The following is a 25,938-nucleotide window of genomic DNA, read 5'->3' as shown; positions in this document are numbered from 1 at the left end:
CACGGGGAATCACCCACCCGGGCGCGCACACGGCCGGAATCGGATTTCTTCCGGATTCGTGTGGTGCTCGAGGCCGCCGGGAGAGGTCACCGGGCGGCGGTCAGGCCACTCGGTGCCGCTCAGGCGCGGTGCGCACCAGCCGGCGGCGTTCGTCCGCGGTGGTGCCGCCGAAGACGCCGTGGTCAAGGCCGTTGTCGAGCGCGTAGCCGAGGCATTCGGCGCGCACGGGGCAGCGCGCGCACACGGCCTTCGCCTGCGCCGTCTGCCGGGCGCCGGGGCCGACCTCGGAGATCGGGAAGAACAGTTCCGGGTCCTCGTCCTTGCAGGCCGCGAGTTCCGCCCAGCCCGTCATCGTGGCTTCCATTTCCTTCGTTCACCTCCTTCTCTTACTGCTTCCCATTGTTGGGGCGCGTCAACCGACTTAACTTCGGCGGACGCGCGAGCGTATCCGCCTGAGTCAAGGAGGTTTTGGCTTCGGTTCCCGGCTCACCCTCCGGGCAACCAAGACTGCAACACATGAGAGTACGCCCTTCTTCCCGGGATCTCGATGTCGATCACGTCACCCGATCGGCGAACTCCGCACGCCGTCAGGCGACTCCGGACCGGCCGCCGCCGGTCCGCTTCTGCGTTGTCCGGTAGGGGTTTCCGGCTCGGCGTGATCGAAACGCGGCGATGGGCGATCGCGGTGCCCGCTGTCCGGAACCCGCCGTTCGCGGGCCCGGACGTCGCCGGGCGCGGAGGGGCGGCCGGGGCGTTCGTCACCAGCCGTCACCGAGACAACGCGGTCCATTACTCCTACCGAGGAGTCTTGATCGGATCGTTACACGTAGCGGGCGACTCACTGCACCTGTCCTTGTGAGGGCGAGGGGTGGTGGGGTCAGGTGTGCGGTCACGACGAGTTCGACACGTTCTTCCGCGCCGACTTCCCGGCCCTCGTGGCGTTCCTCTGCAAGGCCGGGTTCGAGGTCGAGACCGCGCGCGACGTCGCCGCCGAGGCGATGCTGCACGCGCTGGAGGCGTGGCCGACCGCCGAAGACCCGCGGGCCTGGGTGCGCCGGGTGGCCGGGCGGCTGATCGAGGCCCCGGGCGACGCGCGGGCGGACTGGACCCTGGCCGGCGACCCGCGGGACGACGAGGAGCTCGCGGGGCTGGTCGAGCAGCACGCGGGGCTGATCGACCTGCTCGCCGCCCTCCCGGGCAAGCAGCGGATGGTCCTGGCGTGGTCGCTCGACGGGTTCACGCCGTCACAGATCGCGGACGCGCTCCGGATCGCCCCCGCGACCGTCCGGTCCACCCTCCGCCACGTGCGGGAACGCCTCAGGCGAGTCCGGGCCGCCCGGCCCGGCGACCAGCGGGACAGGGAAAGGTGAGGGGAAATGCCGGCAACCGAGTACGGGGATCGGGCGATCACCGAGCAGCTCCGGGAGTCCAACGCCGCCCTGCACGACTCGCTGCGCGCCGGGCTCGACGTGGAGGGCACCCTGCTGCGGGTGCGCAGCCGGGCGCTCGTCCGGGAGATCGCCGCGGCGCAGCCCGCCGAAGCGTTCCCCCCGCACTGGCGCCGCCACGACGAGCCGGTCGCCGCCGCGATCGCGGGCGACGACGTCGCGACCGCGCGCCTGCTCGCCACGATCCGGCCCCTGGTGGTGCGCTACTGCCGCGCCCGCGTCGGCCGCCACGAGCGCTCGTTCGCTTCGGCGGACGACGTCGCCCAGGAGGTCTGCCTCGCGGTGCTGACGGCGCTGCCGTCCTACCACGACCAGGGCCGCCCGTTCCTGGCGTTCGTCTACGGCATCGCCCAGCACAAGGTGGCGGACGCCCACCGCGCCGCGGCCCGCAACCGCAGCGACCCGGTCCCCGAGGTCCCGGACGGCGTGAGCGAAGTGGCCGGGCCGGAGCAGCGGGCGCTGCGGTTCGAGCTGAACGAGCGCCTGGCCCGGCTGCTGGACGTCCTGCCCGCGAAGCAGCGGGAGATCGTCGTGCTGCGGGTGGTGGTCGGGTTGTCGGCGGAGGAGACGGCCGCCGCGGTGGGCTCCACGCCGGGGGCGGTCCGCGTCGCGCAGCACCGCGCCTTGGGCCGGCTTCGGCGCTTGCTCACCGGTGAAGAGTCCTAACGCCGCACCCGCTCCAGGACGAACTCCGCCAACGCCGCCGCCGGGCCCTCCATGGACGCGCGGGCCAGCAGCATGAACTCGATGTCCCCGGGGTCCGGGAGCCCGTCGAGCTCGGTCAGGTCCGCCGGCACCAGGCTGCGCGCGTGCAGGGTCACCCCCAGACCGGCCGCCGCCGCGGCGCGCAGGCCCGTCAAGCTCGACGTCTGGCACGCCGCGCGCCACTCCAGCCCGGCGCGTTCGAGGACCTCCACCGCCAGCTGGCGCGTGATCGACGGCATCGGGTACTGCACCAGCGGCACCGGCTGGCCCGGCTCCAGCACGGTGGCCGCCGACCCGATCCAGACCAGCGGCTCCCGCCACAGCAGCCGGCCGTGGTGCGCACCGGGGCGGCGCTTGCCCAGCACCAGGTCCAGCTGCCCGGCGCGCAGCCGCTGCGCCAGGACGTCCGACAGCTCGACGGTCAGCTCGACGTCCACCAGCGGGTGACTGCGGCGCAGCCGGTGCAGGATCTCCGGCAGCTCGCCGAGCGCGAAGTCCTCGGAGACGCCGAAGCGCACCCGGCCGCGCAGCTCGGCGCCGCGGAAGTGCCGCTCCGCGCGCTCTTCGGTGTCGACGATCGTCTGCGCGAACCCGAGCATCGCCTGCCCGCGCGCGGTGAGTTCCACCGTGTGGGTGTCCCGGGCGAACAGCAGGCCGCCGGAGTCGCGCTCGAGCCGCCGCACGTGCTGGCTGACCGTCGGCTGGCCGACGCCGAGCCGCCGCGCGGCCGCGGTGAAGCTGCGCGTCTCGGCGACGGCGAGGAACGAACGGCACAGGCGGGGGTCCAGCACCGGGCCAGCCTATCGCGATTCGCGATGACAGTCAGTTCGGTCATCGTGGTTCACAATGAACGCGAGGGCGCCGAGAATTGCTGCGGAAGGAGATCCATGTCCCGGTTACGTCTCGACCCGTTCGTCCTCGCGATTCTCGCCACCGTCGGCGTCGCCACCCTGCTGCCCGCCTCGGGCGCGGTGGCCGACGGCTTCGGCATCGCCACCACCATCGCCGTCGGCCTGCTGTTCTTCCTGTACGGCGCCCGCCTTTCGACGCAGGAAGCCCTCGACGGGCTGCGGCACTGGCGGCTGCACGCGGTGGTGCTCGCGGCGACGTTCGTCCTGTTCCCGCTGCTCGGCCTCGCGCTGTTCCTGCTGCCGCCGTCGGTGCTGCCGGACCAGCTGGCGGCCGGTGTGCTGTTCCTGGCGGTGCTGCCCTCGACGGTGCAGTCGTCGATCGCGTTCACCTCGATCGCCCGCGGCAACGTCGCGGCCGCGATCTGCAGCGCCTCACTGTCCAACCTGGCCGGCATCGTGCTGACGCCGCTGCTGGTGGCCCTCCTGCTGGCCGGCGACGGCGCGGGCGTCGACGGTTCGGCCGTGCTCGGGATCGTGCTGCAGCTGCTGGCCCCGTTCGTGGCGGGCCAGCTGGCCCGCCGGTGGATCGGCGGCTGGATCACCCGCCACGCCGCACCGCTGAAGCTCGTCGACCGCGGCTCGATCCTCCTGGTGGTCTACACGGCGTTCAGCGCGGGCATGACGGAGGGCATCTGGCACCGGCTCGACGTGGGTCACCTCCTGGTGCTGCTCGTGGTGTGCGGCGTGCTGCTGGCGGCGGTCCTCGGCGCGACGGGCTGGACCGCCCGGTTGCTGGGCTTCGCGCGGGCGGACCGGATCACCATCGTGTTCTGCGGGTCGAAGAAGAGCCTGGCCAGCGGCCTCCCGATGGCGACGGTGCTGTTCGGGCACGCGCAGGTCGGGTTGATCGTGCTGCCGCTGATGCTGTTCCACCAGATCCAGCTGATCGTCTGCGCCACCCTGGCCCGGCGGTACGCGGCCGCGGAGGACCGGGAGCTCGTTCCGGCGTGATCCCGTGGTGGCCGGATCACCCCACCAAGACGTTCTTGCAGAACAGGTTCGCGTAGCGGTTGACGTTGTCCATGCTGCTGCGCGAACCGAAACCGACGGCCCGGGTGAGGTCGCGGTCCTGCACCGTGCCGGTGTTCATGTCGATGCGCGTCACGTAGGAGTCGATGTCGGCGGCGTCGGCGTGCCCCGATCCGTCCAATGTGTACAGACTGCTGCCGAGGATCGTGTAACCCTGGAAGAGCGCTCTCGAAGTGATGCACGGGACGGGGTTCTGGGACACGGCTCGCCTCCTGGTCCGAACGTCGGCGAGAGCGTCCATCGGCCGCGTACAGACGTCGTACAAGCCCGATGTACGCGGTAACGGCAGAGTGCGGTGCAGCGATGGCGCTGCATCACCACTCTGGAGGACACCTCATGGGGAACAAAGCACGAACCGCACTCGCCGCACTGGCCGGAGCCGCGGCGGTCACGGCGGGCGCCGTCGCGTTCGCGGGCGCGTCGGCCGCCGCCGGCCCGTCAGCGGCACCGCTCGTCCAAACGGCGCAGGCCACCTGCACGACCGACGACGCCGGCTACTGCACGGTCTCGCACAGCCTCGGCGTGACACCGGAGGTGGTCCTGCTCTCCCAGATCACACCGGAGGGCGCCAACGGCTTCATGCTGAGCACCGTGCAGGGTTCCTACACCGCCACCACGTTCCGGGTGCGGGCGATGGCCTTCACGGACATGCCACAGATACTCAGCCAGGTTCGGTTCGGCTATGCGGCCTACGCACCGACGGGAGCACCGACCTCGACACCGCCGGTCACCTCGACGCCGAAAACCACCTCGACCCCGACGCGCACACCCACGCCCAGCACGACTCTCCCGCCGACTTCGGGTTTCCCGACGCCCACCCCCAGCGGCGGCGGAAGCTGAACGGAATCCGCGGTTTTCGTCCGGCCCGCGGGGAATTTCCGTCACCGCGGGCGGGGCGAAGGCTTCTTTCCCAGTTCCTCCGCGAAAATCGCGTCGACCCGCGAACCCGCGCGCCGCAACGCCCGCACGGCCACGCGGACCAAGTAACCCGAAACGAACACGAGCAGCAGCGTCACGCCGATCACCCCGGGGTTCGCCAAGACGACCTCCCGGTACACGTTTGCGAGGTAACCCAGGCCGGCCCCCGCGGCGAATGCGTCCAGCAACGCCAGCCGGGCGGCCCAGGAACTCGAGGTGGCAGAGCCCATTCTCACTCCCGCCGTTCCGGTCAGCGGTGACGCCCTTGCAACCTAGACGAGCCTGCGCCGCTCGGCGGCCACTACAACCTGTTTGGCCTACCGGATCTGCCCGGATGGCCGCTGTGATAACTTGAAGCGAACTGGGTGTTCTGTGCACATGCAAACCTCGGGCTGCCAGTGCACGCCGGAACCAGGGGCGGTAGCTCAGTTGGTTAGAGCAGGGGACTCATAATCCCTTGGCCGCGGGTTCGAGCCCCGCCCGCCCTACTCTCGTGAGCCCTCCTTCGGCGCTTCGCGCCTTCGGTGGGCTCTCTCGCTTCGTTGTGTTCTCTGGGGGTGCAACCCCCAGACCCCGCCCGGGGGCTCTGCCCCCGGACCCCCGTCGTGGCTGGTTTGCGTTGTGATCTTCCTTCGGGGCCTCGTAGCCGACCTCGGCCGGGTGCGTGCGCCCACCATTCGGTCTGGGGCGAAACGTGAGCGGGCGGTCGTCCGGGCGGGGAGGGGTCGCCGGTTGGGTGGGTGGGTGGGTGGGCCGTTTGGTGGGGCTAGTGGCCTTCGTGGGCGGGCATGGTTGGGTGGCCTGGGGTGGCCGGGTGCATGTGGAAGCGGCTTATCTCGGGTGGGTGGACTACGAACGGGCGCATCATCCCCTCGTCCTCGTGGTCGAGGATGTGGCAGTGGTACATGAATGAACCCGTTGCCTCCTCGAACCTGCCCGCCACCCGGATCCAGTCGCCCGCCCACACGTCGAACGTGTCCTTCCAGCCCTCCTCGTGCCTCTCGACCGGCCGGCCCGCCGCCGGGGCCGGCAGCGGGCGGGTTGTTCCGCCCGCCGCGATGTCGAACGCACTCAGGTCGGCGAACTTGCTCCTGGTCAGCAGCTGCAGGCGCGCCATGTGGATGTGCATCGGGTGCGGCGCACCACCGAGCTGGAAGAAGTTCCACACCACCCAACGGCCGCGGTCGACGAAAATCGTCGTCGCGTCGTCGAACATGCGCGCCACCCTGCGGAACGTCCGCACCCGCCCCAGCACCGGATCGGTGACCTGCAGAACACCCTCCGCCGGGAACCGCGCCGGCAACTCCGCCGGATCGGTGATCTCCTTCAGCTCCCACATCTCCGGGTGCGGCCGGCCCGCCACCCCGGGCGGCGTCGTCGCCACGAACACCTCGTCGTGATCCTCCGGCACCCGCTCCACCCGGGCGTACGAAGCGGACAGCCGCGCCGGCACCCGGAACGGCTCGGGGCGACGCCGGCTCTCGACGCGGAACTCCATGATGTCCGGCTCGATCGAGGCCCCCGTGTTGACCAGCCGCAACCGCTGCCCCGGAAACCGGCTGAAGTCGATCAGCAGGTCGGCACGCTCGGCCGGGGTCAGGGTCAGCCCACCCGCCGGCACCGCCGCCGGCGCGGGCAGCAGCCCCGCGTCCGTACCGGCGATCCGGACCGCGTCGTTGTGCACCACCCCCGCCTCGTCGACCAGGTCCAGCCGGAAGTACCGGCCGTTCGCCGTGTTCAGCACCCGGAAGCGGTACCAGCGCGCGTCGACGTCCAAGTGCGGCCAGATGCCGCCGTTGACCAAGGTGAACGGGCCGGTCACCGGAGCCGTCGTGCCGGACGCGGGCAGGTACTGGAACTTGAACAGCAGCCGGCCGGTCAGCGCGCCGGTCGCCGGGTCGGTGTCGAAGTTGCGGTCGGCGAGCACCAGCGGGATTTCGTGGTCACCACCGGGCAGGCGCAGCCGGTCCTCCTCGTCGTCGCGGATCAGGTACAGGCCCGCGAGTCCGGAGTGGACGTTGAAGCGCGTCACGGCCATCGCGTGGTCGTGGTACCAGAGCGCGGTGGCGGCCTGGTGGTTCGGGTACTCGGTGAGCTGTGTGTGCCCCGGCGAAATACCGTTGTGCGCCCAGCCGTCGTTACCGGCGTTCGTCAGCGCGCCGTGCAGGTGCACGACGTTCCACGGCGGCAGCTCGGCGACGCCCTCGATCAGCTCCACCCCGGCGGGCAGGCTGCCGTCCGCGGCGCGGTAGCCGGGCTGGTTCGCGGGCGTCGGCACGGCGTACGGCGCCCGCACCGCCACGAGCGGAACCGTGCCCCGCAGTTCGTTCGCCCACGCGACGCGCAGCCGCTTCCCGCTGCGGACTTCGATGGTCGGGCCGGGAAAATGGCCCTCGTAGGTCCACAGTGTGCTCTCCTGCAACTGGGAGTGCAGCCGCGTCCGCGCGGTGGTCATGGTGACCGTGAGGTCACCCTGGTACCGCCGCGAATGCGCCTGGATCACCGGCGGGATCCGCAGCGGGTCGAGGAACTTGGTGAGCCCGAAGTGGGGCGCCACCGGCGGCGCGGTGGCCGCCGACGCCGTCCGCGGGGCACTGGGACCGGCCAAGGCCGCCCCCGCGACAACGCCCGCGGCGGTGAGGAAGGTGCGCCGGTCGACGGAATCTGCTTCGGCCATGCGGAACCCTCCGGGCACGGGTGAATACCGGTGATCCGCACGGCTTCCAGCGGGCCGGCGGCTCGGGAACGGTAGCCAGCCGGCCCCCGGCCGGGCATCCCCTCACTTGGTATTCCTCGCGCCGCCGGTCAGCGCACGCGGTCGTAGACCACCGCCGTCTCCCCCAGCTCGCCGGTTTCGTGGTGGGTGAGCCGCCACCGCGACGCGGGCAGGCCGTCGTCGAACAGCCGGGGCCCGCCGCCCGCGATCTCCGGGCAGACCATGAGGTACAGCCGGTCGAGCAGGTCCGCCGCGAGCAGCGGCTTGATGACGCTCGCGCTGCTGTTGACCAGGAGGTCGCCGCCACCGGTGGCCTTCAGCTCGGCGACGACGTCCGCGGCCGGGGCGTTCACCAGCCGGGTGCGCTCCCACGGGGCGTCGGACAGCGTGGTCGAGAAGACCACCTTTTCCGCGTCCACCAGCCATTTCGCGTAGCCGCGGTCGCGCGGGTCGGCGGTTTCGTCGGCGGCGACGGTGGGCCAGAACCCGAGGAACCCCTCCGCATTGCGCCGGCCCAGCACCGCCGTCGTCGCGCTTTCCCAGATGCGGCCGAGGTGGCGCCGCGCGACTTCGGTGGTGGCGTACGGGAGGATCGCGCCCATGTCGGCGGGCCCGGCGGGGCCGTGGTAGCGCCCGTCGAGGGTGAGGCTGAGGTTGGCGGTCACCCGGCGGCCGGTCGGCTCGGTCACGGTGTTCGGTCCTTTCGTTCGGTGAGCACGTCGGTGAGGTGGTCGAGCACCTGGCCCCAGCCGGTTTCGATGCCGGCGATGAAGGGGACGGCCTCGACCGTCGTGGCGGTGATGCGCAGGTCCAGCCGCAGCCGGGTGCCGGCCGGGTCCGGGTGGAGCTCGAGGTCGTAGTGGCCGGTGAAGGAGGCGGGGCCGGTTACCGCGAGGTCGAAGCCGAGGCGGCCGGATTCGTCCGCAACCCGCACCCGGCCTTCGGCGCGGTACTCGCCGTCGGCGTCGCGGTAGCCGAGCACCACCCGGCCGCCCGGCCGCGGCTCGAGGGTGCAGGCGGTGACCGTCATCGACGGCGGAACCCACCAGCTCGCCAGCAGGTCCGCGTCCGTCCAGTGCCGCCAGACGTCGGCGGCCGGCGCGGGCAGCAGGCGGTCGAACGCGAACGCGCGCCCGTCCGCCCACCGGTCCCGGTCCGCGGCCGCCGTGTCCACCTCGACGGCCGCGCGGTACCGCGCCACGGCGTCCCGCTCGTCCGCGTGCGCCTCGGTCGCGTCGGCCAGCTCCCGCAGCCGCCCCGCGAAGGCGGCCAGGGGTCCGGCTTCGAGGGCGTGGACGCGGCGCTGGCCGAGCGGGAAGACGGTGACCAGGCCGGCCCGGGCGAGGGTCTGGAGGTGCTTGGTGGTCTGCGGTTGCCGCAGCCCGGTCAGCTCGGCGAGTTCGCCCACCGAGCGGGGGCGCTCGGCGAGCAGTTCGACGATGCGCCACCGGGCGGCGTCCCCCAGTGCTGCAGCGATCCGGTCCATGGGACCTAGTATTCACACAGAAGAATATTCAGGTCAAGGAATATCTTGGCGGGGTAGCCAGCGCAGCCCGTAGGCGTACCCCAGCTGCGGCGCGGCGAACTGCTGCGCGACCTCGCAGGCGCCGTCCAGCGGCAGCGGCTCGCCCGGCTGCGGCGGGTCGGCGAGCACCGACGGCGGGACGCGGTCCAGCCGCCACACCACCCGCGGCGGTTTCCGCGGGTCGAAGCGCACGCGGACCTCGAACGACTCGCACGTCACCAGCGGCACGAACACGTACGACGGCCGGATCGGCAGGCCGTCCCGGATGCGGTACACCAGCGAATACGTGTGGCTGTCGCCGCGGTCCAGGGCCCGCGGCAGGTCCAGCAGCCAGCGGAAGTGCCGCTGGCCGTCGCGGGTGCCTTCGCTGATCCGGACGCCGTGCCGGGCGTCCGCGGCGACGTCGCGCTCGCCGTCCCGGCCGTCTTCGGTGCGGGGCACGGTGAACTGCGCGGAAATCCGGGCGAGCGCGTCACGGGTTGCCACGATCAGCCGTTCCTCGGTGACCTCCGGCTCGCCGGTGTCGAGCCGGACGAGCACGTTGAGCCGCTTGACGAACCAGCCGTCGTCCGGGTCGGGGACGCCGTTGCCCGGCCGCGCGCCGGCTTCGATCTCCGCGGCGAGCCGGGCGAACGACCGGTCGACGCGGCGGCGGGCCGTGCGTTCCGAGACGCGCAGCTGATCCGCGAGGACGCCGATCCGGTCGCTCAGCAGGGCGTGCTGGGCGCCGGGGGCGATGCCGAGGGCGACGTTCACCGCCAGTTTGTCGGCGGCCGGGAATTCCGCGATCGCGGCCGAAATCGCTTCCCGCAGAACGCGGCGCGCTTCGCGGTCACTCGTCGTCCGGTGGATTTCACACCAGCCGGAAACGAGCGGCCCGAGCCGGCTGCGCAACCGGTCGGCTTCCAATCCCCAGCCGCGCCGCAACGTGGTGAGTTCCCGGAGCAGCCCGTCCTCGTGTGCCATGGGATTTCCATTGAACCACGGGCACTTCGCGGCGATCGGCGGCCGCTGCTGCGCCGATCAGGTGATTCCCCGGTGGCCAGGGATTGGCCAGTTCCCCGCGATTTCGGCCCGCTCGCGGCCTTTTCCGCCTCCGCGGCTGCCCGACCATTTCCCCGTCGACTTCCGGCGTCGGCATCGGGGAGGAAGGGTGCTGGACACTACCGGACCGGCCGACGTCGCCGGCGTCCGGCGGCTGGCCCGCGACGGCCTGCTCGCCGGCTCGGCGGCGGACGCCCGGCCCCGCGCACTGGCCCGGCTGCGCGGCGGGGTCTACACGGTGGCGTGGCCGCTGGTCTTCACGCGGATCACCAAGCCGCTGGAACACCGGCGCCGCCACGCCGACTGCGCCCGCGGCCTCGAGTGGCTGCGGCCCGACTGCCTCGACCGCTTCCACGACGACGTCGAGGCGGTGGTGGACCACGCCCTGCGGCGCGCGACCGGCCCGATCGACAACCTCGAAGGCTGGCTGGCCACCCGCCTCACCCCGGCCACGGTCGACGCGCACCGGCGCCGCCGCGGCGAAATCGGGGCGTTGCAGCGGCCGCGCCTCCCGGCGTGGCTGGCCGGTGCCCTCGGCGACGACCCGTGGCTGTGCGAGCTGGCGGTGCAGATCCTGGTCTGGGTCGGCGTCCCGGCCACGGCGGGAGCGGAACTGTGGCCCCTGGACGGCTGGGCGACCCGGCGGACGGAGGTGACGGGCGAGCCCCCGCCCGCCCGCGACACGCTCGACCGCGAGGTGGACCGGGTCCTGGCCGCGATGCGCACCCGCCCGGCGTGGCACGCGGAGCACGTCGAGAGGCCGCTGGGGCACAAGCAGGCCCCGGTCGCCCCGATGCCGGCGGAGTCGCCACCGCTGGAGCTGGTCGCTCCGCACGAGCTGGCGGACGCCCGGCTCGCGGACCTGGCCGAGCGGGCGCTGCGGGCGATCGAACTCCGGTTGGACCGTGGCGAGGCGGCGGCCTCGGCGGTGCCGGCGGTGGTCCGCTCGGTGTTCGGCGAGCAGGCCCCGCAGGGCACACCCCACGACGACTGGCTGGCGGCGGCGTTGGCGGACCGGGAGCGAGTGGAGGGGATCGTGGCGACGGCCCTGGCCATCCTGGGCCGCTGACCCCGCTCCCGGCCGCGCGCCCGGGGAAGCCGTCAGCCGTCCTCGAGCGAACGGCGGCGGGCTTCGAACACGGCGGTCAGGGTTTCGGGGGTGCAGCCCGCCGCGCGGGCGCGGTGGCCGGCTGCCGTCAGCTCGGCCACCAGGAGCGCGCGCACCGCAGCGCGGGTCGCCTCCGGGAGTCTCGAACACGGGTCGGTCACCCCTCGGCCTCCTCTCACCGGCACCAGACTTCACCTGACGGACACGCCCGCCGGCACCTCGCCGCGACATACCCGCGGCACCGAACGTCGCGAATGACTCATTCGCGGCACCAGAGGTCGCGAATGACTCATTCGCGACCTCGGCGCCCCGCAACAGCCGGCGGCAGTCCACCAACGGCCCCGCGACAGCCGGCGGCCGACCTCAGCGGCCCCGCAACAGCGAGCGGCCGCCTCTTGGCGCCCCCACGGCAACCGGGCGGCCGGCCGCCGGAGCCCTGGCGACCACCGATGGCCGCCCCTCAGCGCCACCACGGCGGCGGGGGCACCGGGAGCCGCAGGGGGCAGCCGCCGGTGTGGCGGCCCGTCCAGCAGTCCGCCAGCCAGCGGGTCAGCGCGACCGGCCCGAGGAGGCTGTCCTCCCACACCGGCGTCAGCTCGCCCGCGCGGCGCAGCATCGCTTCCGCCGTGCCGCAGAAGGAAACCACCGCCGCGATCGCCGCGTCGGCGCGTTCGGCGGGCCAGGCGACCGCGGCTCCGGGGAGCCGGGCCGGGATGGCCAGGCCGGTGCCGATGGTGCAGTTGCGCGCCAGCTGCACGGCGAGATCGAACTCGACGGCTTCGGCGTGACGCTGTCTCGCCCGCCAGCGGGGCGAAGCGGCCGCGGCGTACAGCCCGACCAGGCGGGCGGCGACCAGCCCGTCCCACACCGTCATGAGCACCGCTCGCGTGTCAGCCGGGTGGGCGTCGGCGAGCTCGTGGGTGACGGCGCTGAGCCAGGCACACGGGTCCTTGACTTGACGATCAGCGGCGACGGTCACGGCTGTCAGTTTCCCACCGCCACGGGGAAGCAACCCCCGGATGATCATGGTTCACCCCAGCATCACCCGGTCAGTGGCGGGCCGTTGAGCGGCCCCGTAACCCAATCGGGCACTGGGCGTGACCGAATCGTCACAGCTGTGCGATCATGTCGGCGCTCAGTGCCGAGCACGCCCTCCCGAACCCCTTCCCGTGAAAGGCCCCCGACGAGTGATCAAGATCAGCAAGAGCCGGGCCGGCACCCAGCGCGTCACCTTCAGCCTGCCGATCGGCGCGCCGCCCGGCCGGGTGAGCGTCGTGGGCTCGTTCAACGACTGGACGCCAGGGCGGCACCACCTCACGCCGCGCTCCAACGGCCGCCGCTCGGCGTCGGTCGACGTGACGCCGGGAACGGTCCTGCAGTTCCGCTACCTCGGCGAGGGCGGCCACTGGTTCGACGACCCGGACCTGCCCGACCGCGCCGACGGCAACTGCGTCTGCACGACGTCGTAGCGGCTCAGCCCCGCCGGCGCCGCTTCCCCGCGGCCCCGCCACCCCGCCGCGCCGGCTTGGCCGCGGCGGGCTTGCGTTCCGGGCGCTTGCGCTCGGCGGGCGCCTGCGGGCGCCCGCGTGTGCTGTTCACCGTCCGGCCGCGGACGATCCCGATGAACTGCTCCATCAGGTCCGTCGTCTCCTCCTCCAGCCACGACAGCGCGACGCTCGACTGCGGCGCGTCCCCGACCGGCCGGTAGGTGAGGTCCCGGCGGTGGTGCAGCCGGGCGAGCGACTGCGGGACGACGAGCACCCCGACGCCGGCCGCGACCAGCTCGATGGCGTCCGCCGTCGTCTCGGGCCGGGAGACCGCCGGACGTCCCGGCCACGTCTCCCACGAAAGCGTGTCGTCGACCGGGTGCAGCACGACCTCGTCCGCCAAGTCCTCAGTGGACACTTCGTCCGCCGCCGCGATCAGGTGGTCTTTCGGCACCACGACGACCGTCGTCTCGGTGTAGAGCGGGATCGCGTGCAGGCCGTCCCGGTCGATCGGCGACCGCAGCAGCGCCGCGTCGGCGTCCCGGGCGCGCAGCAGGCCGGTCGCGTCGGCGGCCTCCACCGGGACCAGGGTCAGCGGCACCTCCGGCACCCGCTCGCCCCAGGTCCGCACCCACTTGGCGGGGGTCGCTCCCGGGACGTACGCGAGCTTGAAAGAGGTCACCGGGTCAGGTTACCGGGAGTGACGCTGGCTACCCTGGACGGCATGACGTCGCACAAGACCACCCAGACGATGAAGCCCGCGACGGCGGCGAAGAAGCTGGGTGTGTACCTCGAAGCCACCCCCGCGGAGTTCCGGGAGGGCGTCGTGACGCGCGACGAGCTGAACGCGCTGCAGGCCGACCCGCCGGAGTGGCTGCGGGAACTGCGCCGCACGGGCCCGCACCCCCGCCCGGTGGTCGCGGCGAAGCTGGGCGTCTCCATCGGCGGCCTCACCCGCGGCGGCATCACCGAGCCGCTCACCACCGAGCAGATCGACGCCCTGAAGGCGGAAAACCCCGACTGGCTGGTCCGCGAGCGCGCCACCCAGGCCGAGGTCCGCAAGGAAGCCGTGCGGGTGAAGGAACAGAACCGCTGACCGCCGCCGACCTCTCGGCCGAGGCCGCGGACCGCCTCGACGCCGAGGACGAGCTCGCCGCGTTCCGCGAGCGGTTCGTCCCGATCGGCGATCCCGGCGTCGTCGCCTACCTCGACGGGAACTCCCTGGGCCGCCCGTTGCGCGCCACCGCGGAGCGGCTGCAGGAGCTCGTCACCCACGAGTGGGGTGGCCGGCTGATCCGGTCCTGGGACGAACGCTGGCTCACGCTGCCCGAAGAGATCGGGGACGAGCTCGGCCGCGTCGCGCTCGGCGCCGCACCGGGGCAGACCATCGTCGCCGACTCGACGTCCGTGTGCCTCTACAAGACGCTCCGGGCCGCCGTCGCGCTGCGGCCGGGCCGGGACGAGATCGTCACCGACACCGCGAACTTCCCCACCGACCGGTTCCTCGTCGAGAGCGTCGCCGCCGAGCTCGGGCTCACCGTCCGGTGGGCCGAGAGCGACGACGTCGCCGCGATCGCCGGGCCACGGACCGCGGTCGTCACCCTGTCCCATGTGGACTACCGGACGGCGGCGATCACCGACCTCGCCGCCGTCACGCGGCTGGTGCACGAGCGCGGCGGGCTCGTCGTCTGGGACCTCTGCCACAGCGTCGGCTCGATCCCGGTCGCACTCGACGCGGCCGGCGCCGACTTCGCCGTCGGCTGCACCTACAAGTTCCTCAACGCCGGGCCCGGCGCGCCCGCGTTCCTCTACGTCAACGCGCGCCACCACGCCGCGTTCGGCCAGCCCATCACCGGCTGGATGGGCGCCGCCGACACCTTCGGCATGGCCGCGGAGTACGTCCCCGCACCGGGCATCCGGCGGGCGCTCTCCGGCACCCCGCCGGTGCTCGGCATGGTGGGCGTCCAGGAAGGCGTGGCGCTGCTGGCGGAAGCGGGCCTCGACCGCGTGCGGGCCAAGGCAGTGGCACTGGGCCGGTGGGTGCTCGCCCTCGCCGACGCCTGGCTCGTCCCGCTCGGCTTCACGGTCGCCTCACCGCGCGACGACGACCGCCGCGCCGGGCACGTCACCCTCCGCCACCCGGACGCCGAACGGCTTTCCCGCGTCCTCATCGAGCACGGCGTGCTCATCGACTTCCGCCGCCCGGACGGCATCCGCATCGGGCTGAGCCCGCTCACCACCGGCTTCGCCGAGGTCCGGCGGGCGATGGAGCGCATCCGCGAGCTCGCCGGCTGACCGGTCCGGCACCGGTCCGGACCAGCGACGCCAAAAATAGTAGCCATGTACTTAGTAGCCGTGTACGCTATCTGGCATGAGTACTCCCGGCCACCTCGTCTGGCGGCTTTCCACGAAGTGGCGGGTCGCCGTCGACCGCGCCCTCGCTCCCCTCGGGCTGACGCACGCGCAGTACGTCTTCCTCTCCTCGCTGTCCGGCCTGGAGCGGGCCGGAACGAGCCCGAGCCAGCGCGAACTGGCCGACCACACCGGCTTGGAAGCGCTCTACGTCTCCAAGCTCGCCCGCACGCTCGACGCCGACGGTTTCGTCGAGCGCACCCGTGACCCGGCCGACACCCGGACCGTCCGGCTGCGCCTCACCGCCCGCGGGCGCGAGGTGACCGAACCGGCGATCGCCACCGTGGGCGAGCTGCTCGACCGGCTCCTCGCCCCGCTCGGCGGCCGGCACGGCGACCGCACCGCGGCGCTGGCCCGCGAGCTCACCCTCCTCCTCGAAACCCCATTGGAGTCCTGAAACCATGCTGCACCACGAAGAAACGGGCACCGGCGCGCCGATCGTCTTCCTGCACGGCAACCCCGGCTCGTCGCACAGCTGGCGCAACGTCCTTCCGCACGTCGGCGGCGGACGGCTGCTGGCCCCCGACCTCATCGGCATGGGCCGCTCGCCCAAGCCGGACATCGCCTACACCTTCGCCGACCACGCCGGCCACCTCGACCGGTGGTTCGACGCTCTCGGCCTGGACGACGTCGTCCTCGTCGGACACGACTGGGGCGGCGCGCTCGCCTTCGACTTCGCCGCCCGGCACCCCGGCCGCGTCCGCGGGCTCGCGTTCTTCGAAACCATCGTGAAGCCGATGGCCTGGGACGACCTGACCCCGCAGGCCGCCGAGCGCTCGCGGAAGATCCGCACCCCCGGTGTCGGCGAGGACATGGTGCTGACGCAGGACCTGTTCATCCGCCAGGCCTACACCGGCGGAGTGCGCACCCCGGTCGGCGACGACGACCTGGCGGCATTCCTCGCCCCGTTCCCGACCCCCGAAAGCCGTCGCCCGGTGCTGGCGTGGGCCCGCCAGCTGCCCCTCGGCGGCGACCCGGCCGAGCTCGTCGAGCGCATCGAGGCCTACGACGAGTGGCTCGCGGGCAGCGACGCCACACCGAAGCTGCTCCTGACCTTCGAGGGCTCTCCGACGCTGCTCATCGGCGAGAAGATGGCGCAGTGGTGTTCGGAGCACATCGCCGCGCTCGACGTCGTCGCGTGCGGGGAGGCCGGGCACCACGCCCAGGAGGACCGGCCGAAGGAGATCGCCGCGGAAATCGCGGGCTGGCTGGACCGGCACGGCCTGCGTTAGGTGTGCCGCAGCGGCGGATTCGCCGTCACGCCGAGGACACGCGCGGCCACCCAGGCCAGGCCGTCGGCCGTGCGGGCCGGCGTGTCCGACGGCTGCATCACGTGGCTGAGGACCGTGCGGACGATCAGGTCGATCACCACGTCGACCTGATCGCCGGCCAGCGGTGGGTGGTAGGCCGCCACGCGGCCGGCCACCACCGCCTTCGCCTGGGCGAGCAGCGCGCCCGAGTCGGTGGTCAGCAGTGGGAGGAGTTCGGGGGCGGTGCCGTGCGTCGCCGAGACGATCGCGCGCAGCAGGGTGTTGTCGTCGGCGAGTTCGAGGACCGCGCGGACGGCGTCGTAGATCGCCTCGACCAGGTCGTCCGGGTGGCGGTCGAAGGCCGCACGGACGACCGAGAGGAACCGGTCGAGCTCGTGCGCGACCATCGCTTCGGCCAGCGCGGGCTTGGACCCGATCTCGTTGTACACGGTCTGGCGGCTGACCCCGGCCAGCTCGGCCAGCCGCGCCATCGTGACGGCCTGCCAGCCGGAACGCGCCGTCAGCTCGATCGCCGCGGCGATGATCGGCCGCCGGTGCTGCCCACCTTCGGCCGGCACCTGGACCGCCCTGCTCATGATCGGCATTCTAGGCCCCGGCCCGGTCCACCCGTCCCGGTGCGACGAAGTCCACCTTCTCGCGCACGCCGCAGTCCGGGCAGCACCAGGAGTCCGGGATCGCCGCCCACGGCGTGCCGGCCGGGAAGCCTTCCCGCGGGTCGCCACGCTGCTCGTCGTAGACGTACCCGCAGCCGGGACACCTGCCGCCTTCGGTGGCGTCGCCGCGGGTGTCGGCGAGCTCGGGGGCGGCCGCCGTGACGCGGGTTCCGTACCGGGCCAGGACTTTCGCCCGCTTACCGGGCTGGATGTTGGCGCGCGAGATGTCGCCGTCGAAGTGGGCGAGCACGCGCGGGTCCATCACCCGGCGCCACAGCGGCGGGATCAGCGCGAGCACGATCATCCCGGCGTACCCGGTGGGCAGCACCGGCGACTCGGCGAAGTCGCGCAGCGTCTGGTAGCGCCGGGTCGGGTTGGCGTGGTGGTCGCTGTGCCGCTGCAGGTGGTAGAGCAGGACGTTCGTGGCGATGTTGTTGGAGTTCCAGCTGTGGCTGGGATCGACGCGCTCGTACCGGCGCCGCCCGGGCGCGCCGACGCGCTGCCGCAGCATCCCGTAGTGCTCCATGTAGTTGACGACCTCCAGCAGCGAAAACCCGACGACGGCCTGGATCACCAGGTAGGGCAGGACACCGGCGCCGAGCCAGGCGACCAGCGCCGCCCACAGCACCGCGGACATCAGCCAGGCGTTGACGACGTCGTTGCCGAGCCGGTACGGGTGGCGGTTGCGCCGGGCGTAGCGCTTGCGCTCCAAGCGCCACGCCGACTTCAGCGAGCCGAAGACCGTCCGCGGCCAGAAGCGGTAGAAGCTTTCGCCGACGCGGCTGCTCGCCGGGTCTTCCGGGGTCGCCACGCGGACGTGGTGGCCGCGGTTGTGCTCGATGTAGAAGTGGCCGTACCAGCTCTGCGCCAGCGCGATCTTCGACAGCCAGCGCTCGTGGCTTTCCTTCTTGTGGCCCAGTTCGTGCGCGGTGTTGATGCCGATCCCGCCGACGCACCCGATCGACACGGCGAGGCCGATCTTGTCCGCCACGGTGAGGTCGCCGCGCGCGATCAGCCAGAACGCGGCCGCGAAGCCGAGGTACTGGACGGGCAGGAAGGCGAAGGTGATCCAGCGGTAGTAGCGGTCGTTCTCCAGCCGGGCGATGACGTCGTCGGGCGGGTTGCTCCGGTCGAGCCCGGCGACGAGGTCGATCAGGGGGACGATCACCAGGATCACGACCGGCCCGATCCAGAACCAGCCGCCCCACCCGGTGGCGGCGTGCAGCCCGATGGCGAGGAACGCCAGGGAGGGCACGACGAGGCCGATCAGCCACAGGTACCGCTTGCGGTCGCGCCACACCTCGGTCGAGCCGGCGGGCAGGGTTCCGGTCGCTTCGCTCATCACACCCTCCTTGGCGCTGAGTGGACATGAAGGTAGCCGATGTCGAGGCAGCTTGACAACCACTGATCAGATGTAAAGCTACGCAGCGTCGCGCTCGCCTGCGACCGACGGCGCGGACGGCGCCCCGGCGGGCACTTCCAGGCACCGCCCGTTCCCTTTCTTCCTCGGCCGCGAAGCACCGCAGACGGCGAACCGGCGGAATTCAGTTTCACCCGTTCGGCCCAGTGATCGAGAGCCCGAATTAGCTCGCAGCGCCATAACCAGAGGAAATGCCGGTAATCGCTCCGGAGCAGACAGTAAACACCGTTCGCCACCAGCCGGACGAGTGTCCGCAAACCGGGTCGCACCGACCGGGTGTCAGGGGTTCGTGGTAAAAAACGGACCCTGATCGATTCCGCGGCAACACGGAGGGTGAGGCGAAGACGAGGTGACGGCGGCAGCTGTATCCCATCGTCGTGTCCGCTTCCTCGTCCGGGTCCCCATTCCTCGCCGACCGTCACTCAGGAGTTCGTGAACCGCCGTGCTGAACAAAGACCCCCGGGACGAGTCGGACAAGCCGTACGACAAGTCGATCCGCAAAAGGCTGACCAGGACCGTTCTCATTCCCAGCGTGACGCTGCTGGTGCTGTGGATCGCGGTCTCGTCCTACTTCCTCTTCAACGGCGTTTACGTCCGGTTGGTCGCGGCCTCCGTGCGTGAGGTCTCCATCCCCGCCGCCACCGCGCTGGCCGAGTTCCAGAAGGAACGCCAGACGGCGCTGCAGTACCTGGATGACCCCGCGCTCGGCCCGGCCCGGCTCCAGCAGCAGCAGAAGGCCACCGACGAAAAGCTCGTCGCGCTGAAGGACGCGTTCGCCGCGACGATCTCCAACGCGCCGGACGAGATCGCGTCCAAGGTGAACGCCCTGAAGGCCCAGTTCGACCAGCTGCCCGTGCTGCGCTCGCAGATCAGCTTCCGCAGCATCGACCGCGGTCAGGTCAACGCCTACTACAACGGCGTGATGGACACCGCGTCCAACCTCTTCGACACCCAGGCCCGGGTCGTCCCCGACGCCGAGGCCGCGACCGGCGGCATCACGGCGACGTCGGTGTTCCGCGCCGGCGACATGATGTCGCGCGAGACGTCGCTGGTCTCGACGGCCTACTCCGCCGGGACGTTCGCGCCCGGCGACTTCGCCCAGTTCGCCCAGCTGTCGGGGCTCTACCGGACACAGCTGGAACAGGTGGCGCCGTTCCTCGACCCGGGCGTCCGCCAGAAGTACCAGGCGCTGACCACCAGCACGGCCTGGCGCCAGCTGGCGACGGCCGAAGAAGCGCTCGTCAAGCACGGCCCGTGGTCGGCGGGCGAGCAGAACTCCGTGCCGGTGTCCGAAACGGACTGGCAGAACGCGACGAACCAGGTCGCCCAGGGCCTGAACGACCTCGCGATCACCCAGGCGGACAAGGTTTCCGCGGCCGCGATCGACGCCGGTGACGCCCAGCTGCGCAACGTCATCATCGGCTCCATCGTCGCCCTGCTCGCCTCGCTGGCGGCGATCATCGTCGCGGTGCGGGTGTCCCGCTCGCTCGTCGACCGCGCCCTGATGACCCGTCTCGCGCGGCTGCGCAACGACTCCCTCGACCTCGCCCGCAACCGGCTGCCGGACATCGTGGAGCGGCTGAAGAGCGGCGAACCCGTCGACCTGAAGGAAGAACTCCCCCGGCTCGACCACGGCCGCGACGAGATCGGGCAGGTGGCCGAGGCGTTCAACGTCGCCCAGCTGACCGCCGTCAACGCCGCGGCGAGCGAGGCCAAGGCCCGCAGCGGTGTGCACAACGTGTTCCTCGGCATCGCGCACCGCAACCAGGTCCTGGTCCACCAGCAGCTGCAGATCCTCGACGAGATGGAAGCGCGCGAGGACGACTCGACGCAGCTGGCGTCGCTGTTCCAGCTCGACCACCTCGCCGCCCGCGCCCGCCGCACCACCGAGAACCTGATCATCCTCGGCGGCAAGCAGCCCGGCCGCCGCTGGCGCAAGCCGGTGCCGCTGATGGAGGTCCTGCGCGCGGCCGTCTCGGAAACCGAGCAGTACGCGCGGGTCCAGGTCGAGCAGGTGCCCGACGTCGCGATCGTCGGGGCCGCGGTGGCCGACACGATCCACCTCGTCGCCGAGCTGGTCGACAACGCGACGTCGTTCTCGCCACCCGGCTCGCCGGTCGAGGTGACCAGCCGGATGGTCGCGCGCGGCGTCGTCGTCGACGTATCGGACCAGGGGCTCGGCATGAAGGACGGCGTCCGCGAGTGGGCGAACGCGATGATGGCCGAAGCCCCCGAGTTCGACGCGATGGCGCTGCGGGCCGACTCCAGCCTCGGCCTCTTCGTGGTCGCGCGCCTGGCGGCCCGGCTCGGGATCACCGTCACCTTCGACCCGTCCCGCTACGGCGGCCTGCGCGCCACCGTCCTGATCCCCACCCAGCACCTGGCCGGCGAGGACGGGGACCCGGCCGCGGCCGTGGAATCCTCGTCGGCCGAGACCACCGCGGTCCTCGCGCCGGTGGGCGCCCCGGCACCGCAGGCAGCAGAAAGCCCGCTCCGCACGATGGACACGCCCAGCTCGTTCAGCGGCCAGATCCCGATGAAGCGAGACACCAAGCCGAGGCCGTACCCGGCACGCGCCCTCACCCCGCCCGACCCGCTGCCCTCCGTGCCGGCGGCGGCGCCGGAGCCGGCGCCGATCACCCCGGCGACAGACGTGAAGCCGACCGACGACCGGCCCCGGCTGCCCCGGCGGGAGCCGCAGCAGAACCTCGTCGCCCAGCTCGAGAACGAACCCGACGACAGCGAGGACGAAGTCGTGGCGCCGGGCGAAGGCACCGCGCGCACGCTCGCGGCGTTCCACAAGGGCACCCGCCGCGGGCGCGGCGGACCGGACGACGACTCGTAATCCCCGGCCACACACACGTCAAGTCCACACAGGAAAGTCAGGGTCTGAAGTCGAATGAACGAGTACGGGAGCCCCAAACCCGATCTCAACTGGCTGCTCGACGACATGGTGAACCGCGTGGTCGGCGCGCAGAACGCCATCGTGCTGTCCGCCGACGGGCTGTTGATCGGCAAGTCGGCCGGGATGAGCAAGGACGACTCGGACCAGCTTTCGGCCATCGCCTCCAGCCTGCAGAGCCTCGCCAAGGGGGTGAGCAAGCAGTTCAACCGCGGCCCGGTGCTGCAGAACATGATCGAAATGGAGCGCGGTTACCTGTTCGTCTCCGCGGCGGGCCAGGGGGCGTGCCTCGCCGTGCTGGCCGCGGACAACGTCGACGTCGAGATGATCGCCTACGAGATGAGCCGGCTCGTCAAGCGCGTCGGCGACTACATGGCGTCCGCGCCGCGAGAAGCGGCGTCGGTGCTGCGGGAGGCCACATGAGTGCCGAAGACGGCTGGTACGACGAAGCCGCCGGGCCGCTGGTCCGGCCCTACACGATCACGAGCGGCCGGACGCCGGCCGGCACCGCGCGGCTGGACCTGTCCACGCAGGTGATGACCCTGCGCTCGGAGCAGGAGCCGACCGGGCTGGGCCCGGAGCACGTGGCGATCGTGCAGCTGTGCCGCCACCCGGTGTCGGTCGCCGAGATCGCCGTCTACGTCAAGATCCCGCTGGGGGTCGTGCGCGTGCTCGTCGGCGACCTGATCGAACGCGGCCTCGTCATCACGCGCTCGCCCACCCATAACCCGGCACAGTCGCCGGACCTCGAAACACTCCAGGCGGTTCTCGATGGCCTCATCAAGTACTGACGGCACCGGGGCCGAGCTGGTCCCCACCCCGGTCAAGATCATCATCGCCGGCGGTTTCGGTGCCGGGAAGACCACGATGGTCGGTTCGGTCAGCGAGATCCCGCCGCTGACCACCGAGGAGGTGCTCACCGAGGCGAGCGCCGGTGTCGACGACCTGTCCGGCGTCGAGCGGAAGACGACCACGACGGTCGCGCTCGACTTCGGCCGGATCACCATCTCGCCGCGGCACGTGCTGTACCTGTTCGGGACGCCGGGCCAGGCGCGCTTCTGGTTCATGTGGGACGACCTGGCCCGCGGGGCGATCGGGACGGTGGTGCTGGTCGACACCCGGCGGCTGGAGACCAGCTTCGCCGCGATCGACTTCTTCGAGCGCCGGAAGATCCCGTTCGTCGTCGCGGTGAACTGCTTCGACAACGCGCCGCGCTACACCGCCGACGAGATCCGTGAGGCGCTGGTGGTCCCGGATCGTGTGCCGATCGTGATGTGTGACGCACGCGACCGTGACTCCAGCAAGCTCGCGCTGATCCGGCTCGTCAAGCACGCGATGACCGTGGTGCCCGCGCGGGTCTGAGACCTGCGCGTTGTCCGGTTTTGTCCTGACTGGACAGCGCCGGTGTCCGTTGTGGCCCTCCGTGGCCGCGGCGGGCACCGGCGTACCCACATGGCGCAATTGACTGGACCACCCGGGTGCAGACTTTTAGTTGAGCAAGCATCCAACTGATAGCATCCGCTCGTGACGAGTCGCGTGCCGGAGTTTCCTGAATATATAAGGGAAAACTATCCGGCTCAGGGTCGTCTCTTCGGTGACTTCCTGGGTGGGCTGTGGTCCACCGCGTGCGAAGCGCTGGACGTCCCCTTGGAGCAGTCCGTCCGGACCACCCGGATGCTGCGGGCGCTGCTGCCGCCGTGGGCGCACGAGCGGATCGGGCCGGCTCCCGACCCGCCGTCCTATGTGGCGGACGACGGGTTCCCGGCCGAGATGTCGGTCAACTGGTCCGGTGCGCGGCCGGAGCTGCGAGTGCTGTTCGACAGCCTCGGCCACGACGTGGTTTGGCCTGGTGACAGCGTTTTCCGCACCCGCCGCCTCGACCACGTCCACGAGACGTTCACCCCGCGCGCGGGCCGGCCGTCGCCGGCGCCGCTGTGGCATTCGATCGCCTGGCGGCCCCCGTCCGGAGTGGTGCACAAGACGTACTTCGGGCTGTATTCGTGGCCGCACGCCCAGCGCGAGGCCGCGGTGGCCGAGGCGATGGCGCGGCTCGGCCTCGGCGAGGCCTGGGCCGACACCCGACGTCGTGTCGAAACTGTCGAAGGCAACCGCGAAATCGAGTTCTTCGCCGTCGACCTGACCGACGAAGCGCAAGCCCGCGTCAAGATCTACTACCGCAACCACGACGCCGGCCTCGCCGAGGTCGAGCGCGTCGCCGCGGTGGCCCTGCACCACGACTCCGCCCGGGCCCGCGCCGCGTACCGGACGCTGGCCGGCCAGGACGGCGACGCCGGCGAGGCGGCGTTGAGCTGCCTGGCGTTCCGGTCCGGCGTGGACCGTGCCGCCGAGTCCACGACGTACCTGCGGCTGCCCGCGCTCACACCGGACGACAGCGAAGCCGTGGAGCGCACGGCCGAGCTGCTGCACGACCAAGGCGTCGACCCCGGCCCGTTCCGCACGCTCGCCGCCGCGCTCGCCCCCGGGCCGTTGAGCGGCCCGGGCGCACGGGTGCTGGAACTGGTGAGCTTCCGCGCCGCGGGCCGGAACGGCGACGTGACCACGTACTTCCGGTTCCCGGTCTTCGACCGGCCGCCCCCCTCCCCCCTTTCGCCCGTCGATCTCGGATAGCCCAGCAGAAGGAGCAGATCGTGACCGAGCAGGACGTCGAGCGGGTCGCCCGCCACAACGAACAGCGGCAGCGGGAGTACGAGGGGTCGGCCCTGATCCGGCTGCTGACCGACGAGAGCACCACGGCGGAGACGAAGAAGGCGGTGCTCACGTACCTGCAGCCGTGGTCGAACGCCTTCCAGCGGATGATCAGCGCCCGGGTGACCTTCGAGAGCGACCCGGAGCTGCGCGCGCTCGCGTGCGAGCACCAGGCCGAAGAGGTCGGCCACGACAAGATCCTGGCCCGCAGCCGCGCGGACGACCGGGAACTGGTCTGGGACCCGGTCATCGAGATGGGCGCGTCCTGGTTCGTCGACCAGTTCGCGATCCTGCCCGGCGTGCAGCGCGCCGTCCTGGCGCACCTGGCCCTCGAGGCGGGCAGCCTGGTGTTCAGCCAGGCGGGCACGAAGGCGTTCCCCGACGACGAATACTTCGAGCTGCACGACGAAGCGGACGTCGAGCACCTCGAGATGGGCTACGAAGTCCTGCGCCGGCGCGCGGACTGGACCCCGGAGGCGGCGATCACCGTGCTGGACCGGGCGTGGCAGGTGATCGGCGTGGTTTCCGACCGCATCGCGGAGTGCGCCGTCCGCGATACGGTGGCCGCATGACGACCACCGAACCGGCCGACGCGGCCCGCGAAATCGCCGTCGAAGCCGCTCAGGTCTACCAGGAAGCGTTGGGAGAGCGCCTGATCGGCGCGTACCTGCTGGGAAGCCTGGCCTACGGTGGCTATTCCGCGGCCGCAAGCGACATCGACCTGGCTCTGGTCCTCACCGACGCCGGCGACCCCGCTTCGGTCCAGAGCACAACGGAGGAGTTGCAGCAGCGAAGCCCGTTGCACCGCAAGCTTTCGGTGTTCTGGGCATCGTTGCCGGCGTTGCGCGAAGGCCGCGACGACGGCCGCTTCCCGGCACTGGACCGCTTGCAGCTGGCCGACGACGGCCGGGTGCTGGTGGGCGAGGACGTCCGCGCGGAGGTGGCCCGCCCGGAGGCGTCGGAGCTGCTGCTGGAGAGCGCGCGCTTCGCGATCGCGGTGCTGGCGACGGACGAGGTGACGGCCGAGTTCCGGTCGCCGAAGCGGCTGCTGGTGGACAAGGTGTGGTTCACGAAGGCGGTGCTGTTCCCGGTCAGGTTCCTGTATTCGGGAACAACCCCGACGGGCCGGGCGGCGAACAACGACGAAGCGATCGACTGGTACCTGCGCCAGCCGGACGCCCCGGCGGCATCGCTGGTGCGCTTGGCCCGCAAGGTCCGCGCGGGTCACCCACTGGAGCCGGCCGAGGTGGAGCCGGAACTGGCGGCGGGGCTGGTGCCGCTGTACCGGTACTACATCGAGGCGGAAGCCGCGCGCCTGCGGGATTCCGGCGCGCCGGCGGATCTGGTGGACGCTTTCGCCGACTGGGACAAGCGGCTGGCCTGAGCAGGGGCCGCGATTTCCACGCCAGCGGAGGGCGGCGGTTGTCCACAGGCCACGTACGAACCGGCGGCCGGGCGCGCGGGTGCCGTCCTAGGCCCACCTGCCAACCGGCGGCCGGAAGCGCAAGGCAGCCACGGCATAACCACGCGCGAACCGGCGGCCGGGGGCGCGAGCCGGGCTGGGGCGCTGCGGAGTGGCGGCCGGGAGCGCGAGCCGGCCACGGCATAACCACACGCGAACCGGCGGCCGGGAGCGCAAGGAGACCAACGACGTCACCAGACCTCCCCCGCCCCTCATCCCAG

Annotated in this window: 30 protein-coding genes and 1 tRNA gene; 18 read left to right on the top strand and 13 right to left on the bottom strand. The window is 71.9% G+C overall.

Features of this window, described 5'->3' with window-relative positions:
* Nucleotides 1-100: 100 nt before the first annotated feature.
* Entirely contained in the window at nucleotides 101-364 is a 264-nt protein-coding gene (locus ACWDN5_RS14200) for a WhiB family transcriptional regulator (RefSeq protein WP_310972536.1), read from the bottom strand.
* Between the two features lie 517 nt (nucleotides 365-881).
* Here ACWDN5_RS14200 and ACWDN5_RS14195 point away from each other — a divergent pair.
* Complete coding sequence (locus tag ACWDN5_RS14195; protein WP_310972535.1) at nucleotides 882-1,370, top strand: RNA polymerase sigma factor; 489 nt, start codon at nucleotides 882-884, stop codon at nucleotides 1,368-1,370.
* A gap of 147 nt (nucleotides 1,371-1,517) precedes the next feature.
* Complete coding sequence (locus ACWDN5_RS14190) at nucleotides 1,518-2,114, top strand: sigma-70 family RNA polymerase sigma factor (RefSeq protein ID WP_310972679.1); 597 nt, start codon at nucleotides 1,518-1,520, stop codon at nucleotides 2,112-2,114.
* On the opposite strand, the gene ACWDN5_RS14185 is transcribed toward ACWDN5_RS14190, so the two are convergent.
* Entirely contained in the window at nucleotides 2,111-2,944 is an 834-nt protein-coding gene (locus tag ACWDN5_RS14185; protein WP_449676586.1) for a LysR substrate-binding domain-containing protein, read from the bottom strand. The two genes, ACWDN5_RS14190 and ACWDN5_RS14185, sit on opposite strands and share 4 nt — an antisense overlap.
* Before the next feature lie 96 nt (nucleotides 2,945-3,040).
* Here ACWDN5_RS14185 and ACWDN5_RS14180 point away from each other — a divergent pair, with 96 nt between their 5' ends.
* Nucleotides 3,041-4,015, top strand: coding sequence for a bile acid:sodium symporter family protein (locus ACWDN5_RS14180; RefSeq protein WP_310972533.1), 975 nt, complete (start codon nucleotides 3,041-3,043; stop codon nucleotides 4,013-4,015).
* Nucleotides 4,016-4,031: 16 nt separating this feature from the next.
* Here ACWDN5_RS14180 and ACWDN5_RS14175 read toward each other — a convergent pair whose 3' ends face one another.
* The gene (locus ACWDN5_RS14175; protein WP_449676585.1) at nucleotides 4,032-4,295 is read right to left on the bottom strand and encodes a hypothetical protein; all 264 of its coding nucleotides are present in this window, start codon (nucleotides 4,293-4,295) and stop codon (nucleotides 4,032-4,034) included.
* Between the two features lie 134 nt (nucleotides 4,296-4,429).
* On the opposite strand from ACWDN5_RS14175, the gene ACWDN5_RS14170 reads away from it, so the two are divergent.
* Nucleotides 4,430-4,933: a hypothetical protein gene (locus tag ACWDN5_RS14170; RefSeq protein ID WP_449676584.1), complete on the top strand. Its 504-nt coding sequence runs from the start codon at nucleotides 4,430-4,432 to the stop codon at nucleotides 4,931-4,933.
* Nucleotides 4,934-4,974: 41 nt separating this feature from the next.
* Here the strand turns inward: ACWDN5_RS14170 and ACWDN5_RS14165 are convergent, their stop codons facing one another.
* The gene (locus tag ACWDN5_RS14165; protein ID WP_310972530.1) at nucleotides 4,975-5,241 is read right to left on the bottom strand and encodes a hypothetical protein; all 267 of its coding nucleotides are present in this window, start codon (nucleotides 5,239-5,241) and stop codon (nucleotides 4,975-4,977) included.
* Between the two features lie 184 nt (nucleotides 5,242-5,425).
* On the opposite strand from ACWDN5_RS14165, the gene ACWDN5_RS14160 reads away from it, so the two are divergent.
* A tRNA-Ile gene (locus ACWDN5_RS14160) sits at nucleotides 5,426-5,499 on the top strand.
* Nucleotides 5,500-5,777: 278 nt separating this feature from the next.
* Here ACWDN5_RS14160 and ACWDN5_RS14155 read toward each other — a convergent pair.
* The 4 genes from ACWDN5_RS14155 to ACWDN5_RS14140 form a co-directional block, all read right to left on the bottom strand.
* A complete protein-coding gene (locus ACWDN5_RS14155) occupies nucleotides 5,778-7,688 on the bottom strand; it encodes a multicopper oxidase family protein (protein WP_449676583.1) in 1,911 nt (636 codons plus the stop codon).
* Between the two features lie 128 nt (nucleotides 7,689-7,816).
* A complete protein-coding gene (locus ACWDN5_RS14150; RefSeq protein ID WP_449676582.1) occupies nucleotides 7,817-8,416 on the bottom strand; it encodes a dihydrofolate reductase family protein in 600 nt (199 codons plus the stop codon).
* The gene (locus tag ACWDN5_RS14145) at nucleotides 8,413-9,213 is read right to left on the bottom strand and encodes a metalloregulator ArsR/SmtB family transcription factor (RefSeq protein WP_449676581.1); all 801 of its coding nucleotides are present in this window, start codon (nucleotides 9,211-9,213) and stop codon (nucleotides 8,413-8,415) included. The genes ACWDN5_RS14150 and ACWDN5_RS14145 overlap by 4 nt, the downstream gene beginning before the upstream one ends.
* A gap of 33 nt (nucleotides 9,214-9,246) precedes the next feature.
* Nucleotides 9,247-10,218 carry a hypothetical protein gene (locus tag ACWDN5_RS14140; protein ID WP_449676580.1) on the bottom strand — a complete coding sequence of 324 codons (972 nt, stop codon included), beginning with the start codon at nucleotides 10,216-10,218 and terminating at the stop codon, nucleotides 9,247-9,249.
* Nucleotides 10,219-10,405: 187 nt separating this feature from the next.
* On the opposite strand from ACWDN5_RS14140, the gene ACWDN5_RS14135 reads away from it, so the two are divergent.
* On the top strand, nucleotides 10,406-11,365 hold the full coding sequence (locus ACWDN5_RS14135) for a hypothetical protein (protein ID WP_449676579.1): 960 nt from the start codon (nucleotides 10,406-10,408) through the stop codon (nucleotides 11,363-11,365).
* A 32-nt stretch (nucleotides 11,366-11,397) separates the two neighbouring features.
* Here ACWDN5_RS14135 and ACWDN5_RS14130 read toward each other — a convergent pair whose 3' ends face one another.
* The gene (locus ACWDN5_RS14130) at nucleotides 11,398-11,565 is read right to left on the bottom strand and encodes a hypothetical protein (protein ID WP_449676578.1); all 168 of its coding nucleotides are present in this window, start codon (nucleotides 11,563-11,565) and stop codon (nucleotides 11,398-11,400) included.
* Between the two features lie 299 nt (nucleotides 11,566-11,864).
* Nucleotides 11,865-12,383, bottom strand: a complete 519-nt coding sequence (locus ACWDN5_RS14125) for a hypothetical protein (RefSeq protein WP_449676577.1) — start codon at nucleotides 12,381-12,383, stop codon at nucleotides 11,865-11,867.
* Nucleotides 12,384-12,591: 208 nt separating this feature from the next.
* Between ACWDN5_RS14125 and ACWDN5_RS14120 the strand changes: the two genes are divergently transcribed.
* On the top strand, nucleotides 12,592-12,873 hold the full coding sequence (locus ACWDN5_RS14120; RefSeq protein WP_310972522.1) for an isoamylase: 282 nt from the start codon (nucleotides 12,592-12,594) through the stop codon (nucleotides 12,871-12,873).
* A 4-nt stretch (nucleotides 12,874-12,877) separates the two neighbouring features.
* Here the strand turns inward: ACWDN5_RS14120 and ACWDN5_RS14115 are convergent, their stop codons facing one another.
* Nucleotides 12,878-13,573: a substrate-binding domain-containing protein gene (locus ACWDN5_RS14115; RefSeq protein WP_310972521.1), complete on the bottom strand. Its 696-nt coding sequence runs from the start codon at nucleotides 13,571-13,573 to the stop codon at nucleotides 12,878-12,880.
* A 42-nt stretch (nucleotides 13,574-13,615) separates the two neighbouring features.
* On the opposite strand from ACWDN5_RS14115, the gene ACWDN5_RS14110 reads away from it, so the two are divergent.
* From ACWDN5_RS14110 to ACWDN5_RS14095, 4 genes are all read left to right on the top strand, one after another.
* On the top strand, nucleotides 13,616-13,987 hold the full coding sequence (locus tag ACWDN5_RS14110; protein ID WP_310972678.1) for a DUF5997 family protein: 372 nt from the start codon (nucleotides 13,616-13,618) through the stop codon (nucleotides 13,985-13,987).
* On the top strand, nucleotides 13,984-15,186 hold the full coding sequence (locus ACWDN5_RS14105) for a kynureninase (protein ID WP_310972677.1): 1,203 nt from the start codon (nucleotides 13,984-13,986) through the stop codon (nucleotides 15,184-15,186). Before ACWDN5_RS14110 ends, ACWDN5_RS14105 begins: the two co-directional genes overlap by 4 nt.
* Before the next feature lie 76 nt (nucleotides 15,187-15,262).
* The gene (locus ACWDN5_RS14100) at nucleotides 15,263-15,700 is read left to right on the top strand and encodes a MarR family winged helix-turn-helix transcriptional regulator (RefSeq protein ID WP_310972520.1); all 438 of its coding nucleotides are present in this window, start codon (nucleotides 15,263-15,265) and stop codon (nucleotides 15,698-15,700) included.
* 4 nt (nucleotides 15,701-15,704) lie between these two features.
* Nucleotides 15,705-16,535 (top strand): haloalkane dehalogenase, encoded by an 831-nt coding sequence (locus ACWDN5_RS14095; RefSeq protein WP_449676576.1) that lies wholly within the window; start codon nucleotides 15,705-15,707, stop codon nucleotides 16,533-16,535.
* On the opposite strand, the gene ACWDN5_RS14090 is transcribed toward ACWDN5_RS14095, so the two are convergent.
* The gene (locus ACWDN5_RS14090) at nucleotides 16,532-17,158 is read right to left on the bottom strand and encodes a TetR/AcrR family transcriptional regulator (protein ID WP_310972518.1); all 627 of its coding nucleotides are present in this window, start codon (nucleotides 17,156-17,158) and stop codon (nucleotides 16,532-16,534) included. The genes ACWDN5_RS14095 and ACWDN5_RS14090 overlap by 4 nt on opposite strands.
* 1 nt (nucleotide 17,159) lies before the next feature.
* Nucleotides 17,160-18,569: a fatty acid desaturase gene (locus tag ACWDN5_RS14085; RefSeq protein WP_449676575.1), complete on the bottom strand. Its 1,410-nt coding sequence runs from the start codon at nucleotides 18,567-18,569 to the stop codon at nucleotides 17,160-17,162.
* 520 nt (nucleotides 18,570-19,089) lie between these two features.
* Here ACWDN5_RS14085 and ACWDN5_RS14080 point away from each other — a divergent pair.
* The 7 genes from ACWDN5_RS14080 (at nucleotide 19,090) to ACWDN5_RS14050 (ending at nucleotide 25,639) form a co-directional block, all read left to right on the top strand.
* A complete protein-coding gene (locus ACWDN5_RS14080) occupies nucleotides 19,090-21,492 on the top strand; it encodes a nitrate- and nitrite sensing domain-containing protein (RefSeq protein ID WP_449676574.1) in 2,403 nt (800 codons plus the stop codon).
* 54 nt (nucleotides 21,493-21,546) lie between these two features.
* Nucleotides 21,547-21,972: a roadblock/LC7 domain-containing protein gene (locus ACWDN5_RS14075; RefSeq protein WP_013228184.1), complete on the top strand. Its 426-nt coding sequence runs from the start codon at nucleotides 21,547-21,549 to the stop codon at nucleotides 21,970-21,972.
* Entirely contained in the window at nucleotides 21,969-22,340 is a 372-nt protein-coding gene (locus tag ACWDN5_RS14070) for a DUF742 domain-containing protein (RefSeq protein ID WP_310972515.1), read from the top strand. The genes ACWDN5_RS14075 and ACWDN5_RS14070 overlap by 4 nt, the downstream gene beginning before the upstream one ends.
* Complete coding sequence (locus tag ACWDN5_RS14065; RefSeq protein WP_310972514.1) at nucleotides 22,321-22,911, top strand: GTP-binding protein; 591 nt, start codon at nucleotides 22,321-22,323, stop codon at nucleotides 22,909-22,911. Before ACWDN5_RS14070 ends, ACWDN5_RS14065 begins: the two co-directional genes overlap by 20 nt.
* Before the next feature lie 285 nt (nucleotides 22,912-23,196).
* The gene (locus tag ACWDN5_RS14060; protein ID WP_449676573.1) at nucleotides 23,197-24,177 is read left to right on the top strand and encodes a hypothetical protein; all 981 of its coding nucleotides are present in this window, start codon (nucleotides 23,197-23,199) and stop codon (nucleotides 24,175-24,177) included.
* A 20-nt stretch (nucleotides 24,178-24,197) separates the two neighbouring features.
* Nucleotides 24,198-24,827, top strand: coding sequence for a hypothetical protein (locus ACWDN5_RS14055; RefSeq protein ID WP_310972512.1), 630 nt, complete (start codon nucleotides 24,198-24,200; stop codon nucleotides 24,825-24,827).
* Nucleotides 24,824-25,639 (top strand): hypothetical protein, encoded by an 816-nt coding sequence (locus tag ACWDN5_RS14050; protein WP_449676572.1) that lies wholly within the window; start codon nucleotides 24,824-24,826, stop codon nucleotides 25,637-25,639. Before ACWDN5_RS14055 ends, ACWDN5_RS14050 begins: the two co-directional genes overlap by 4 nt.
* The last annotated feature ends 299 nt before the right edge of the window (nucleotides 25,640-25,938 follow it).

The sequence above is a fragment of the Amycolatopsis sp. NPDC003731 genome (assembly GCF_053586895.1).
This window is presented reverse-complemented; position numbering and strand designations above follow the sequence as displayed.

Bases quoted from the DNA above. Each gene is read 5' to 3' on its own strand.
- ACWDN5_RS14200 (WP_310972536.1), bottom strand. From the start codon at position 364: ATGGAAGCCACGATGACGGGCTGGGCGGAACTCGCGGCCTGCAAGGAC.
- ACWDN5_RS14180 (WP_310972533.1), top strand. From the start codon at position 3,041: ATGTCCCGGTTACGTCTCGACCCGTTCGTCCTCGCGATTCTCGCCACC.
- ACWDN5_RS14170 (WP_449676584.1), top strand. From the start codon at position 4,430: ATGGGGAACAAAGCACGAACCGCACTCGCCGCACTGGCCGGAGCCGCG.
- ACWDN5_RS14165 (WP_310972530.1), bottom strand. From the start codon at position 5,241: ATGGGCTCTGCCACCTCGAGTTCCTGGGCCGCCCGGCTGGCGTTGCTG.
- ACWDN5_RS14155 (WP_449676583.1), bottom strand. From the start codon at position 7,688: ATGGCCGAAGCAGATTCCGTCGACCGGCGCACCTTCCTCACCGCCGCG.
- ACWDN5_RS14145 (WP_449676581.1), bottom strand. From the start codon at position 9,213: ATGGACCGGATCGCTGCAGCACTGGGGGACGCCGCCCGGTGGCGCATC.
- ACWDN5_RS14140 (WP_449676580.1), bottom strand. From the start codon at position 10,218: ATGGCACACGAGGACGGGCTGCTCCGGGAACTCACCACGTTGCGGCGC.
- ACWDN5_RS14110 (WP_310972678.1), top strand. From the start codon at position 13,616: ATGACGTCGCACAAGACCACCCAGACGATGAAGCCCGCGACGGCGGCG.
- ACWDN5_RS14100 (WP_310972520.1), top strand. From the start codon at position 15,263: ATGAGTACTCCCGGCCACCTCGTCTGGCGGCTTTCCACGAAGTGGCGG.
- ACWDN5_RS14095 (WP_449676576.1), top strand. From the start codon at position 15,705: ATGCTGCACCACGAAGAAACGGGCACCGGCGCGCCGATCGTCTTCCTG.
- ACWDN5_RS14090 (WP_310972518.1), bottom strand. From the start codon at position 17,158: ATGCCGATCATGAGCAGGGCGGTCCAGGTGCCGGCCGAAGGTGGGCAG.
- ACWDN5_RS14085 (WP_449676575.1), bottom strand. From the start codon at position 18,569: ATGAGCGAAGCGACCGGAACCCTGCCCGCCGGCTCGACCGAGGTGTGG.
- ACWDN5_RS14075 (WP_013228184.1), top strand. From the start codon at position 21,547: ATGAACGAGTACGGGAGCCCCAAACCCGATCTCAACTGGCTGCTCGAC.
- ACWDN5_RS14070 (WP_310972515.1), top strand. From the start codon at position 21,969: ATGAGTGCCGAAGACGGCTGGTACGACGAAGCCGCCGGGCCGCTGGTC.
- ACWDN5_RS14065 (WP_310972514.1), top strand. From the start codon at position 22,321: ATGGCCTCATCAAGTACTGACGGCACCGGGGCCGAGCTGGTCCCCACC.
- ACWDN5_RS14050 (WP_449676572.1), top strand. From the start codon at position 24,824: ATGACGACCACCGAACCGGCCGACGCGGCCCGCGAAATCGCCGTCGAA.